11 protein-coding genes and 1 riboswitch are annotated in these 13,238 nt (G+C 32.9%); of the genes, 5 read left to right on the forward strand and 6 right to left on the reverse strand.

Going from position 1 to position 13,238, the window contains the following annotated elements:
- Positions 1-96: 96 nt before the first annotated feature.
- The 4 genes from PL77_RS32565 to PL77_RS18070 form a co-directional block, all read right to left on the reverse strand.
- Positions 97-180: an SEC-C metal-binding domain-containing protein gene (locus tag PL77_RS32565; protein WP_216595920.1), complete on the reverse strand. Its 84-nt coding sequence runs from the start codon at positions 178-180 to the stop codon at positions 97-99.
- Positions 181-323: 143 nt separating this feature from the next.
- The gene (locus PL77_RS18060) at positions 324-5,120 is read right to left on the reverse strand and encodes a RecQ family ATP-dependent DNA helicase (protein WP_044208452.1); all 4,797 of its coding nucleotides are present in this window, start codon (positions 5,118-5,120) and stop codon (positions 324-326) included.
- Between the two features lie 408 nt (positions 5,121-5,528).
- Positions 5,529-6,080: a hypothetical protein gene (locus tag PL77_RS18065; RefSeq protein WP_044208454.1), complete on the reverse strand. Its 552-nt coding sequence runs from the start codon at positions 6,078-6,080 to the stop codon at positions 5,529-5,531.
- A gap of 13 nt (positions 6,081-6,093) precedes the next feature.
- On the reverse strand, positions 6,094-6,444 hold the full coding sequence (locus PL77_RS18070) for a hypothetical protein (protein WP_044208457.1): 351 nt from the start codon (positions 6,442-6,444) through the stop codon (positions 6,094-6,096).
- Between the two features lie 51 nt (positions 6,445-6,495).
- Positions 6,496-6,597: riboswitch (SAM-I-IV-variant riboswitch) on the reverse strand.
- A 398-nt stretch (positions 6,598-6,995) separates the two neighbouring features.
- Here PL77_RS18070 and PL77_RS18075 point away from each other — a divergent pair.
- Positions 6,996-7,709, forward strand: coding sequence for a hypothetical protein (locus tag PL77_RS18075; protein WP_044208460.1), 714 nt, complete (start codon positions 6,996-6,998; stop codon positions 7,707-7,709).
- A gap of 160 nt (positions 7,710-7,869) precedes the next feature.
- Here the strand turns inward: PL77_RS18075 and PL77_RS18080 are convergent, their stop codons facing one another.
- Both PL77_RS18080 and PL77_RS18085 read right to left on the reverse strand, forming a co-directional pair.
- Positions 7,870-8,406 carry a hypothetical protein gene (locus PL77_RS18080; RefSeq protein WP_044208463.1) on the reverse strand — a complete coding sequence of 179 codons (537 nt, stop codon included), beginning with the start codon at positions 8,404-8,406 and terminating at the stop codon, positions 7,870-7,872.
- A gap of 32 nt (positions 8,407-8,438) precedes the next feature.
- Positions 8,439-8,918: a nuclear transport factor 2 family protein gene (locus tag PL77_RS18085; protein WP_044208467.1), complete on the reverse strand. Its 480-nt coding sequence runs from the start codon at positions 8,916-8,918 to the stop codon at positions 8,439-8,441.
- Positions 8,919-9,018: 100 nt separating this feature from the next.
- Between PL77_RS18085 and PL77_RS18090 the strand changes: the two genes are divergently transcribed.
- From PL77_RS18090 to PL77_RS18105, 4 genes are all read left to right on the forward strand, one after another.
- Positions 9,019-9,453 (forward strand): helix-turn-helix domain-containing protein, encoded by a 435-nt coding sequence (locus PL77_RS18090; protein ID WP_044208470.1) that lies wholly within the window; start codon positions 9,019-9,021, stop codon positions 9,451-9,453.
- 200 nt (positions 9,454-9,653) lie between these two features.
- Positions 9,654-10,160, forward strand: a complete 507-nt coding sequence (locus tag PL77_RS18095) for a hypothetical protein (protein WP_044208473.1) — start codon at positions 9,654-9,656, stop codon at positions 10,158-10,160.
- Complete coding sequence (locus PL77_RS18100; protein ID WP_044208475.1) at positions 10,157-11,191, forward strand: bestrophin family protein; 1,035 nt, start codon at positions 10,157-10,159, stop codon at positions 11,189-11,191. Before PL77_RS18095 ends, PL77_RS18100 begins: the two co-directional genes overlap by 4 nt.
- Before the next feature lie 589 nt (positions 11,192-11,780).
- Entirely contained in the window at positions 11,781-13,196 is a 1,416-nt protein-coding gene (locus PL77_RS18105; protein ID WP_044208477.1) for a PP2C family protein-serine/threonine phosphatase, read from the forward strand.
- Positions 13,197-13,238: the final 42 nt, after the last annotated feature.

The following is a 13,238-nucleotide window of genomic DNA, read 5'->3' on the forward strand; positions in this document are numbered from 1 at the left end:
TGACGCTCACGCTTAACACTTGAAACAGGGGGTACACCATAGTTAAACCTATGGCGCACAAAACATCATTATTTTACTGATGAAAGAAGAGGTATTTTACATACAACACTTCTTATATTTCTTGCCACTTCCACATGGATAAGGATCGTTTCTTCCTACTTTAGGTACTCCTATAAGGATTTCTCATACAAGTAAGCATTCATTATCTCTTCTGCTTCCTCTCCATCTAATTCATGGTAGGTTGTTCTATATCCTTCATAATTAATAGTTAAAAGCGTTTATTTTTTAGTTCACTCAGTTATAACTTCTAAATATGATAAAATTTATAATCTTCTCAACAACAATTCTGGCAATACTATTTTCACTTCTTTTTCATGTTCTTCAGACCACCAATAGATAATATAACTCACTTTCGCTTTTGCTATGGTATATCCTTTTTGAGATAGTCTTTGAAGCTCCTCTTTAAAGGCTTTGGAGAATTTTAAAATGAGATAGTTATCCTGAGTAAAACAACCATCTTGATCAAAAAGAAGAGCATCTCCGGTATTTAAGTTTGAGATGTACTTTTGTTTGTGAACAAAGAAGCTTAACCATAAATCTTTGTGAGTAGCTTGAAGAAGTAAAAGTTTTGAAGGTTCATAGTGTTGATCGTCTTCCAAAACTTCAAGATGAGGAATTGAAATATTATTTAGGTAGTTTTTGTTGGTGTGGATGGATAAATGATGCTTTGATCTGGTAAAAGCTACATACAACTCTCTTTTCCTGGCATTGGTATTCTCAATTTTATCTTTGAGCATAATAAATACGTTATCAAACTCTTTGCCTTTTGACTTATGGATTGTAGAAACAAGAATGGTTTCTTCGTCTGAATTAATAAAGTTTTCTAGTTTGGACTCTTTGATAAAAATCTCAAAATCTGATTTGTATTTAATCTTTGGATAAAGTTCTTCAAATTCAGCTATGATATTTAGACATAACGATAAGTGTTGACTGTTACTGAAGTTTGATTTAATCTTTTCTATTGAATCCTTCCACTTATTATTGTCAATAATAGCCTCACTATTTTCAAAATCTAAGGCAATGATAAAATGACGTATTTCTGATAAATTATATAAGTTGAAACCATCATTGGATTGAATAAGTTTAGCCTTCTTTCCCATCATATTCAACAAGCCTGTGATCTGTAAAGCATCTTCATTTTTATGAGTAAGAATACAAGTCGAACCTTTTAATGGACTGTGATAAACTGTTCTTACCACCGCTTCTATTAAATGTTGGGAAACATACTTTGTTAACTTTACGGAACCTGTCTCTTTCGACTTAGAGGTGATTTGATTTACCTTTAATCGATTACCGATTTTTTTGACAAATTGATTGGAATAATCGACCAAAGCCATATCACTTCGATAGTTTTCTGTCAATTCATACTTTTCTGCTCCGTTATGTTGAATAAAGTCTTCTAAATATTTTGAAGAAGCCCCTCTGAATTCGTAAATATTCTGATCATCATCCCCCACCATAATTACCCTCATATCATCATTAATCTCCATCAAGGTAGACACTAACTCAAACTCCGCTTGATCCATATCTTGTGCCTCATCGATCACAAGTACCGTTTTGGTAATTTTGGATTGTTCAATCTCCTTATTCTTAATTTTGTCTACTGTGGAAGCAATAATATTTTGCGATTTCTCTAGATCACCTACCTTACCCAATATTTCAAAACAATAAGAATGGAAGGTCATAATTTCAATACCATACACTGCATTTCCAATCAATGCTTTGAGTCGCATTTTAAACTCTGTTGCCGCTGCCCTCGAAAAGGTCAACATCAAGAGTTGTTCATGCTTGACATCTTCCATGAGAATCAAAGAGGCTAATTTATGTACTAACACCCTAGTTTTCCCACTTCCTGGACCAGCTAGAACGGAAATATAATCCGACTTATTATCTTTAATTATGCTATTTTGAGTGATGGACAATCCACCAAAAAGCTGTTCATATTTGGCGGGTGTAATGTTCTTTTTTAAAGATTTCCCTTTTTCACCTCTAAAATATTTTCTTAAAAAATCTGAGTATTCCAAGTGAAAATAATCTTCCGTAAACTGCAATGCATCTTGATAATCTTGGATCATTTTTTTGGCATACTCTCCTACTATATGAACCTGTTCGGTTTTATTTTGATAGTATTGATCCAATTTCTCATAATCTGACTTCTTATATTTGATCTGATTGTTTTGCTCTAATCGATCAACCTTTATCTTATTATAAGTAATCAAAAAGCCTCCATCAATCTTAATGGCATCAATCCTCGACAAGTAAAAAAGGGCATCTTCAATATCCTCTAATTTAGCATTTACCTTAAAAAGAGAAGATGTGTTTTTAAAGTCAAAGGCTTTCTTTAATTCTAAAATTGAAAAGTGAACTAGTATTTCATTTCCTTCTAAATTTTGACTTATACTTTTCTCAAACAAAAACTCAACGATAAATTCTGATAAAGTATACCTTAATTGAATTTTCTTTTTTAATGTATCAGGTGACAGTTTACATTTTACAATAAAGTGATGATTTGAATACTCATCTTTCTTCCTTTTGATACTATTTGTAATCACCCAAAAGTTTAAGATGGTATTTATCTTCTGAGGGTTGACTCTGGAAACATTCTCACTTTCTGCTTTTTCATTGAGTTCTTTAATATGATATTGACATTCCTCTTCTGTAAATTGATCAACCAAAAAATTTTCAATACCATGGAAGGACTTCAATATATTCAAAGACCTATTTTTCTTGTCTTCTCTTTTGATAAAAGCGGTCAAATCCTTTGCATCAGACAGAATTCCTTCAGCCCTCAGTAAAGTAATGACTTCTATGACCTGTTCCTTTTTTAAACCAAGGTGATCTGATATATAATCAACTCTCGTTTCTGCTTTCTCATCATCTTCTCTTATCCGTGTTTTGGAAGAAAATAGTTTTTTGATGACTCGAATGGCATTCTGTTTTTGGTCTTCATTAAATCGAGGAGAATTGTTTATTTTATCGATTGCCTCCTGTGCATTTTTAGATTGAATACTATCCGCAAAAACTTGAGGCATATTTTGTCCACGTTTTACATAACCGGCATCTTCTAATGCCGCTATAGCAGTGGTCACCCTTGTTTCTAATTCCTTGATACTATCATCCCAACCTGCTTTCCTTGCGATCTCTAAAGCAGAATTTGACACACTACCTTTATAAACTGATAGTTGTTTGATAGCACTCCATATTTGCTTTATTTCATTGAAGTTTAGCTTTGTTTGATTCAAAAGAAGAAAATGCTTGTCTAAATCTTCTTCATTAAACAACACAAAGCATTCTGCTGACAAGCTTTGATCTCTCCCTGCCCTACCTGCTTCTTGCACATAATTCTCTAAAGAGTCCGAGACTTCAAAATGAACTACCATCCCCACATCACTTTTATCCACTCCCATTCCAAAAGCAGAAGTAGCAACCATAATATCTACTTCTCCATTGATAAAAAGTTCTTGGTTTTCAGACTTCTCATTCTTGTCCATTTTTCCATGATAAGCCCTAGCATAAAATCCATCTTGATTTAATTGCTCTGCAATTTTGTAGGCTTTTTTAGTCCTTGAAACATAAACAATTGTTGGGCATTGTTTCGCTTCTATCAATTCTCTAAGTTGAGCGTACTTTTCTTTATCTCCTTTCTTAGGAATTACTTGGTAACTCAGGTTCGTCCTTGAGGCTTTGGAACTAAATTCTTTTAATTGAAGAGATAATTTACTTGAGAAATAATGCTTGATATCGTTAACGACCTGCTTTTTGGCTGTAGCTGTAAAACAAGAAACAGGAATGGTATAATTTAGCTTTTTCTTTATTTGTAAGTTTTGAATAAAGTCCGCAATGTACAAATAGTCCACTCTAAAATCTTGTCCCCAAGCTGAAAAACAGTGGGCTTCATCAATTACAAACCTTACGATATTCCTCCCCAATAAAAGTCTTTCTATCGACCTTGATCTCAATGACTCAGGAGAGATATATAATAAAGAAGCCATTCCATTTTCAACTCTTTCAAAAGATTTCGCTCTTTCGATAGGGTCTAATAGTCCATTAATAGTTACTGCATCTGTGATATTAGATTTCTCTAAATTATCCACTTGATCTTTCATCAATGACTGTAATGGTGAAATCACAACCGTTAACCCCTTCACATTTTCACCACTCATTAATGCTGGAACTTGAAAAGTGATCGACTTTCCTCCTCCTGTTGGAAAAATAGCTAGAAGTGATTCATTATTTATGGCAGCATTTACGGCATCTTCCTGCAGAGACCTACCTTCAAACTTACGATAATCAGGGTATCCAAAATACTTTCGCAACCCTTCCTTTGCCCCTAATTTACTTTGACAATAATTACAGTCTTCAGAACATTTGGTATTCCTTAATATTTTAAAAACAGCTTCAACTTTGGGATACGTTTTTAATACCCAGGGTGGCGTAATAGAGTATTTATTATTTATCGAAATAAGTGCCAAAACATAGGCTAATTCTACTGGGTTTTCTAGGATTAAATCCTCTAAAGAAGCTATGTTATCACAAATCTCTCCTTTAAATCTTCTGAAGATTGTAGATTTTATTTTTTTATGATCGGACTGATAATGAATGTATTTGAAAAAGGATTTATATTCTCTTTGATCTTTAAGTAAAGCATAAAAAATTGCTCTTAAGTCTTCGTCTAGATTATTGAAAGCTACAATCTCATCATGTAGTAAGTCTTTCGTTTTCAAGCAATCTGTTAATGGATTATTCAATTCATCAGTCTGTAATTTATCATCTTTTAAAAGCTTATGATAAGGTTTGGAGGGAAATAATAAAGGAGACCAATGCAAAGTATCAATCACTTCTTTCTCTGCAAAAGACACTACAAATTGCTTTTCAATGCAGGGAATATCATGTGCAAAAATATTATGTCCACATATAAACTCCTTCTCTTTTATACATTGAAGCAAATCTTGATTGGAGGTAGAATGTGAAGCCACATCCTCACCTGATACTACTCCTATATCTTCAATTTTCTTCGATTTTACATTAACCTCTACATCAATAAAAGCAATCCTTTCCATAATATACTCTATAAACAATCAGCTGTAATAACAACTATTCTTTACAAATTTCTTAGATGATAAAAAGACGGTCCCGTCAATTATTTTAAAATCTTGTTTGCTAGTCGACTTAATCAGCTAACTAATAGATCAAATCAACAGTGTTCAATATAATTAGAATCAAGAAGAAATTATAACATAATACATATTTAATACTTAGGGTTAAGAGACATTGACTACGTTAAGAAAATAATAATGTGCAAGTGTACTAATCATCAATTCCAAATTGCTTAAATTATATAAAACTCAACGACTGAAAAATAAAAAGAGGGCATGATACTATCCATCAAAAACCCTCTTTCATTTACTAACATTCCACATTTTAATCGAAACAAAATCTCTGATTAATAGTATCAACCCGAAATACGATTAAATGAGGTGCCGTTTGTAAAGCATTTCTACTTTTGCAAAGTGTGCTCCCGAATCTAACCTTCGTTTTAATTTATAAATGGACTTTATCTTTGTGGGTTCATAATGAGTGACCACCAATTTAAAACGATATTGATCCGTTCCGTAGGTTCTTGATGACAATAAATCGGTTTTAAAATCCTCAGACCGTACTTCTGCTATAAATTTGGGGTGTTCTGTAGAAAACACTTTGTGAGGGACTTCACGAAAACCTTCAGAAAACAAAAAATTTAATTTTCTCTTCAACTTTGCTTTTTTTCTTTCAGGTACAACATGGATATGCACAACCCTATCAGTGATTAGGCCCTGAAATACTTTTTTTGACAGCTGTACAATTTCTTTATCAGAGAGAATATCTTCTGTCTTTTCTTGCCAAGCCCAAAAAGTTACGGATTCTAAAGCAACCCACTTCAATTTCAAATAGATACCTTCAAACCTTCTGATCATGATTATTCTCTTTGTAATTAAATGCTCGGTTTGCTCAGCAAGTTCTAATTCTTTTAATTTTAGCATGATAAAAGTAGTTTTAAAGGTTAATAGTAACAGTTGAAATAAGAGTATATTCAAATTCAAGAGGCGTAGTTATTCCATCACCACTTAGCCAGGTACTTTTCAAAAAGTGGACTTGACAAGATTTGATATTTAGATTGAAGGTTGGGTTAAATTCCAATACCTTTCTTACTCTTTTTAGAGCTAAGGTTAAATCCGCTTGAAAGTTTTCTTTACTGGAGGATAATTCAATGGTCAATACCCCCTTTTTGAAAGACTTAATATCGGTACAAACCTGAGTAAGCATACGAGAGTACTTATCAACCCCATGAACAAAATAGTCGTTGAGTACTTGAATCTCTTTGTCTGAAAAAGTATGTTTTTGCATTACAATAGTATTTAAAGGGTTAAAACTATTGCATCAAGAAAAGAAGAGAAGTGACCATGTTTTTTTTAGGCGGCCGCCTCACATCATTTTTACCACCGTGCCTTGGTGAAAGATCGGTTGGTGAGTGTTAAAACACTACTCTTGATGCTATTATCAATTCAAAAGTGCATAATTCTCAATTAAAACACAACCATTAAGGTATTTATTCTATTTTAATTAGAGACTTATTTTATTCAATAATAGTAGTAGGCCTTATCTCGGTTTATAACAGTTAAACTCGTTCAGTACACTTTAAACTACGTTTCTATGCACTTTCAATCCATTTTTCTACAAGATTCTAAAGTGTAATTATATCTAGAAAATTCTTTATAAAAAGAAACTATGATAAACGTTAAACAGGTTGTTATTTTGAAAAGTTTTTTCTAAAATGACAGTTCATTACGAACACGTTGTCGTTCCATTATTAATTTGATTATCACTTCAAATTATAGTTTTTTTTAATCAATTTACTTAGCAAATACTTTTAATATCTCATAAACAACAATTAAAAAATGCTTCAAAGAAAATTTGATAAAATCGTTAAAGCGGAGTTTCCTAATGCGAAAGATGCAAAGGATACATCTATTCACTATTTAGGTAAAATGCAAATTGACTATGAATTGGATGTATCAAAAGTCCTGATGGCCACTTCAGTTTGCTCAGACGATATCAATGTACCTTCATCTACTTTTTTCAGTATACTTTTTGGACCGTTTGTAATGGGTGGACTTGGAGGTATTCCGTTTGTAGGTAAAACAGGTATGACAGCTTTTGCCCATCATGTACCCGATGGAGGAAGTGCATTTATTTTTTATGGCCCTCATATTGGTATCACATTAGATGGTGAATTAGGTAAAATGTACAGACCAAGAATGGAAGAAACCGGAAATTCTTGTGGAGCACTGATGTTGGCATTAAGTCGTCTGGAAAATGAAACCTATACCCCCACTATGAGCGATGATGATTACCAACAAATGAAACTTGAAGAAAGTTTGCTGCCCTACAGAGAAAAAATCATGTCAGCCGAAAATAAGCCAAAAGCAATTACTGAAGCTACTTATGAGATTATTGACCAAAAAATCCATGAGTACTTGAAAACTTGCAAAGAGGAATTTCATGTGGATAAGGTCACTTTGCTCGGCGGAATAGTTATCAATACTGATTATGGTCTGGATGATTATTTCGATGTTAGAAATTTTGAAGTCATTGACTTAAATAGTATTTAATGTAAAATACCTAACTATAATATATACTGCCTCACCAATATTGGTGGGGTATTTTTTTCAACTATCATCGCATTGAGATAAAAAGAGTGATGCAGAGGTGATATGAATTCAAAAATTAAATAAATCACCTCTACGTAGTTCACTATCACTCCTCCTTCTCTCATACTTCTTCCATCATAAAAGCTCCTGCCAAGGCTTTCGTTTCTATATCTTTTGCGAATAGTGGAGTTTCTTCATTGATATGAAGTTGGAAAGGTGTTTCCTGTGGATCAATGTCTTTTGTTAGCTCGTGAGTGGCTTCGATAAATTTTTCATTTTCAGTTTCTGAAATCACTTTACAAGTAAGCAGACTAGTGTCCTCATCTATTTTTTCAACTGTTAATTCCCAAGTGATTTGTAGTATTACATAGTTGACATCATCCAACCAAAGTGTAGTATTAGGTGAGACGGTCAATACTCTATGCTTTTCTGAGATTGTTTCTATGTAGTGCTGTACCATAAAGTAACCCGCTACATTTTCGACATTCATTGAGACTCTTTTTCCTGAAGGTAATTGCCCTTGTGCCGCACTTTGATGCCCAGATGAACAGGCGGCATATTCTTCGGAAGTTATATTGAAGAGCCATTCTGAGATGTTGATACTTTCAATGTTCGCGTTAATAATGGCTTGTGCTGTTGCTTCTCCTAGTTTTGTCATGATGTTTTTGATTTGAAGAGAGTAAATTTTGTTTAGAAATAAGTGTTCTCGTTTTTGAATTTTCCGCCAACCATCCAGAAGTAAAATCTCATTTGACCGTGAATAGGCTGTACAGCATCCCAATGTTCAGTGATTTGACCATTTTCTACTTTCCATACATCTATGATATTCAAACCTTTTTGAGGATTTCCTCTATGTTTTTTATCATTCGTGGCATGTGAGTGAACGGTTACGTGTTCCCCATCTACATAAATATGCTTCACATCATACATATAATCAGGGTATGTTTTTGCAAAGTTAGAGACCACTTCCAACACCCCTTCTAAACCATCGACCATACTTTGATTGTGTTGTTTGTAAGGGTGACTTCCATACGTCTTTCTTATGTATTCAAAATCATGATCATTCATTATATGCTGCACAAAGTCAACTACGATTGTTGCATTTTCTACTTCTTGTGCTGTCCATGATGCTTTCTGATACTTCTGTAAATCAATTTTTTGCGTTTCCATTTTAACTTTATTAAAAGGTTTTTAAATAAATAATCTTTAACTTGCATTTTGCAATCTTTTACAAACATAAAGCATTAACTTGCATTTTACAAGCTATAAAATGAAAAAAGATGAATTAAGATCAGAGTGCCCTATCAATTATGCCTTGGAATACCTTGGGGATAAGTGGACATTATTGGTGATTAGAGACCTTGTTTTTGAGGGAAAAAAATTCTTTAAAGAGATCCTGAATTCGAAGGAAGGCATCGCTACAAACATCCTTACTGACCGTTTAAAACGATTAGAAAGTTTGGGCATTGTGGAGTCTCGACCTTATGAAAAACAAAGAAAATTCAAAGTTTACTCACTGACAGACAAGGGAATAGATTTAATTCCAGTTTTATTAGAATTAATTGTTTGGTCTGCTAAACATAAGGAGGGCTTAAATGTGAGTTCAGAGTTTATTGAACTCGTAAAAAAGGATAAAGAAGGAGTAATTCAAGCTATTACAGAAAGTGTAGGGACTAATAAATTTAGTGCGAATCGCGAAGCATAAGGTAAGTTGATTTTTTTTGAAAAGTTTTTTTTAAAAAAACAGTAATTCAGTTTTGATGTGTGGATGTTAGAATGCAATGTCCACACATTTACCTCATTCATTAAGGACAAATGTTGTATTCAATAATTTGAGTCATAGTGTTTTTTTTATAATTTGAATAAGCCAAATATTAAGAATTTGCGTCAACTCAAAAAATAACTATGAAACTACTTGAACACACAACAACCTGGGCCAAAGGTGATATCTACCAAGGAAAAGTGATGTTAAGCACTGGCATTCTCCTCCTCATTGTTGGTATAATGATCCTAAGAAGCAATTATGAATTATTAAAAGGAACTTTGATTCCTATATCATTAGCAGTGATAATGCTATTGGGATATGGAGGTTTTCTAACTTTCACTAGAAATAGTCATCTGACCAATGTAGAATCAATTTATAAAGAAAGTCCAGCAAAGGCGATTGAACAAGAGTTTGAAAAAGCAAAAAAAGATCACGAGGCGTATTCCAAATTAAAACCTGTATGGGCGTTATTGATCGTCTTATCTTTGGGTTTGTTCTTTATTTTTAAAACAGACTATCTCAAAGGGCTTTCTCTTGGGCTTGTAGGTCTTTTCTTTCTAGCATTAATAATTGATACGAATCTTCATTTCAGGTTAAAACCCTATTTTGACCTACTTAGTAATTTCTCATTAAATAACAATCTATGATTATTTCAAAAAGTATTGGATTAAAAAAATTAATACAATGGTCAGGCGTCCATATGCTATGGCTTTTAATTTTTATGACTTCAGTGGCTGCTCTTTATTATTTTAAAGTGATAGAAATTAGCATTCCATGGTTACCTGTCTCTGTCATCGGTACTGCTGTAGCTTTTTACGTTGGTTTTAAAAATAATCAAGCTTATAATAGAATGTGGGAAGCTCGAAAAATTTGGGGAGGAATTATTAACGATAGTAGAACTTGGGGAATGATGGTGGATGGTTTTATTACAAACCAATTTACCAATGAAAAGGTCAGTGAAAACGAAATAAAAGCCATCAAAAAAAGACTAATTTACAGACATATTGGTTGGCTTTATGCTCACCGGAGCCAACTTTTAGTCCCTGCCCCCTGGGAACATTCGAGTCAGAAGGGGCATATTGGAAATAGAGCGAAGTATTTTCAGAAAAATTTCGGTATTGGTTTAGTAGATGATGAAGTGACTAAATCTGAGTTAAAAAACTTTTTACCACCCACTGAATACGACCGATTGATCAACTATGCCAATACTGCTACCCAAATCATCAATGAACAATCTCGTGAATTAACTCAATTGCGAGCGTCGGATTTAATAGAGGATTTCAGGCATATGGAAATGACTAAAATACTCTCCAATTTCTACACTTTACAAGGGAAAAATGAACGAATCAAAAAGTTTCCCTTACCTCGACAGTATGCCAATATCAGTAGGTATTTTGTGACCATTCTTATCGCTTTACTCCCCTTCAGTATGATTCCAGAATTAATAAAATTAGGCAGTTGGGGAATTTGGATTTCTGTTCCCATTTCTGCCTTGGTTGGCTGGGTTTACCTGATGATGGAGATCGTTGGAGATTATTCAGAAAATCCATTTCAAGGAATGGGCAATGATATACCAATGCTATCACTCTGCCGAATTATTGAAATTGATCTTCTTCAGATGCTAGGGGAAACAGATTTACCAGCTCCGATTCAACCTAAGAATGATATTTTGATGTAAAATTAATCACAAAAGAAACTATTACGAATAAAGAATAGTCCTATTTAGAAATGCCCTTATTGATAACAAATAGTTGTTGATAAGGGCTATTATTTTAAAATAACAATTTTACTTTTTCACAGATAAACACTATAACAACACAAACATGAAAAATTTGTATTTATCAATGACCAAACCTTAAAACGATTTCAATACTGTTGTAAATTAAGTCAGCGTATTCTCTATATCTTGCTTCTGTTAGCCCTACTTTAGAAAAAAAAAAGGAATAAAAAAACTTATAAAATGAACTAATATTCACACTAAAATAATCTGTATTATAAATTTAAAAATTAGATTATCAACGATTTACAAGTATTACAAAATAATATTATATTAGATATTTACAATAATTACTTCGTATTATTATATTTGTATGTAATGTATGATTCACTAAACATTATTTTTACAACTTTTGTAATACTATTGAAAAAATTTCCATTTAGAGGAAAAAAGGCATTGCATCATTATCATAACATTAAATACTAGGTTATAATGAGAGACCTAGATGCTAGTAGTACTTATCTCCAATTTAATTATTATACTCTTTCCTATGAAATTTGATTTATTCAATTTTTTCAAGATTAAGACGAAAGTCTTTTTATCCATTGAGATTGCTTTCATTATAATTTTTCTATTTTTAGATTTAAAAACGGAAATAGTTTCACTTTCATTTCTTACACTCATACAGGTAGGAATTGTTCTATTTTCATCACAATCAGAAAAGTGGACTTGGATATTGCATCTTCAAATATTACTACTCACAGCGATAGTTACCACAATTTCCTTTATAGGAGGGGGAATTACATCTCCAGTCATCTATTTCTATATTCCAACAATGGCGGTAAGTTTCTTGTTTTTTGATCTAAAAACAGGAGCCATGTATACTGCTCTTATATTAGTTTTAGCTATAATTTTGTCTGTAGTTTCTATCAATGAGTGGTCACCTTCTAATGGAATCGCACTAACAGAATTACAAAATAATATCTTTTTCGCTTTGGTATTAGTCGGGGCGAGTACAGATACCCTTTGGACAATTGTCCAATATGAAATTGCTCGTAATAAAGGGGAAAATGAGTTAAAACTGTATCACGATGAAATTATTCAGCAAGAAGAAGAACTTCGTCAGCAGCAAGAAGAGTTAATTTCAACTAGGGAACATGAACTTGAATTAGCTAAAACAAAAACAACCGCACTTGAAGAAGAACAACGTAGGATAAAGGCGGAACAAGATTTATTTGTTATTCAAGAGGCCTTAAAATATACTTCTGAGATTCAAAAAATTACGCTTCCTGGAAATGAAATATTAAAGGATTTCTTCAATGAACACACTCTAGTGTATAAACCCAAAGAATCAATCAGTGGTGATTTCTACTATGTCAACGATTATAATAAAATTACGATGGTAGTAGTAGGTGACTGTAAAGGGCATGCTATTAGTGCCACTCTACTCACAATGGTCATTTCAGGGTACTTTGATTCTCTACAGGAACTCCCCTATTACCCAAGCCTCCTTTTGTACAATTTACATGATTATCTAATCAATAAGTTTGATCACAAAATTGACGATAAAGAGCAATTTAAACATGAAGTGAATTTATCAATTGCTTATTTCCAAGGAAATAACATGATTTATACATCTGCTAACGGTAGAGGTATTCTAGTCCAAGAAGATAATGTCAATGAACTTCCTCATACAAATGCTCCTATTGGAGATCGATTTAACTTAATCAAAAACTTCAAAGACGTAGAGTTCTCGATCTCTCCTGATGATGTGGTTGTATTGTTTACGGATGGTTTGACTAAAATTGGGCAAACTGAGAAAACCGAGGACCTTATAAAAATAAGTAAGGAGTTCTATGGTAAATATGAAAAAGATTGGACAGCACAGATTCAAAAATATATCAGTAAAAACTTCGCTTCTGAACAAGATGATGATATTACGGTTTTAGCTTTTAATCTGAATTAAAAACTAAGGAGTACTACTCAACGAATAGGAAAGGGTCGGGGT

The organism is Flammeovirga sp. OC4, assembly GCF_000812565.1.
Lineage (GTDB): Bacteria > Bacteroidota > Bacteroidia > Cytophagales > Flammeovirgaceae > Flammeovirga.

What these genes read in the sequence shown, in the direction of transcription:
- PL77_RS18100 (WP_044208475.1), top strand. Translation starts at nt 10,157, where the DNA reads ATGATTATTTCAAAAAGTATTGGATTAAAAAAATTAATACAATGGTCA.
- PL77_RS18105 (WP_044208477.1), top strand. Translation starts at nt 11,781, where the DNA reads ATGAAATTTGATTTATTCAATTTTTTCAAGATTAAGACGAAAGTCTTT.
- PL77_RS18090 (WP_044208470.1), top strand. Translation starts at nt 9,019, where the DNA reads ATGAAAAAAGATGAATTAAGATCAGAGTGCCCTATCAATTATGCCTTG.
- PL77_RS18095 (WP_044208473.1), top strand. Translation starts at nt 9,654, where the DNA reads ATGAAACTACTTGAACACACAACAACCTGGGCCAAAGGTGATATCTAC.
- PL77_RS18070 (WP_044208457.1), bottom strand. Translation starts at nt 6,444, where the DNA reads ATGCAAAAACATACTTTTTCAGACAAAGAGATTCAAGTACTCAACGAC.
- PL77_RS18085 (WP_044208467.1), bottom strand. Translation starts at nt 8,918, where the DNA reads ATGGAAACGCAAAAAATTGATTTACAGAAGTATCAGAAAGCATCATGG.
- PL77_RS18065 (WP_044208454.1), bottom strand. Translation starts at nt 6,080, where the DNA reads ATGCTAAAATTAAAAGAATTAGAACTTGCTGAGCAAACCGAGCATTTA.
- PL77_RS18060 (WP_044208452.1), bottom strand. Translation starts at nt 5,120, where the DNA reads ATGGAAAGGATTGCTTTTATTGATGTAGAGGTTAATGTAAAATCGAAG.
- PL77_RS18080 (WP_044208463.1), bottom strand. Translation starts at nt 8,406, where the DNA reads ATGACAAAACTAGGAGAAGCAACAGCACAAGCCATTATTAACGCGAAC.
- PL77_RS18075 (WP_044208460.1), top strand. Translation starts at nt 6,996, where the DNA reads ATGCTTCAAAGAAAATTTGATAAAATCGTTAAAGCGGAGTTTCCTAAT.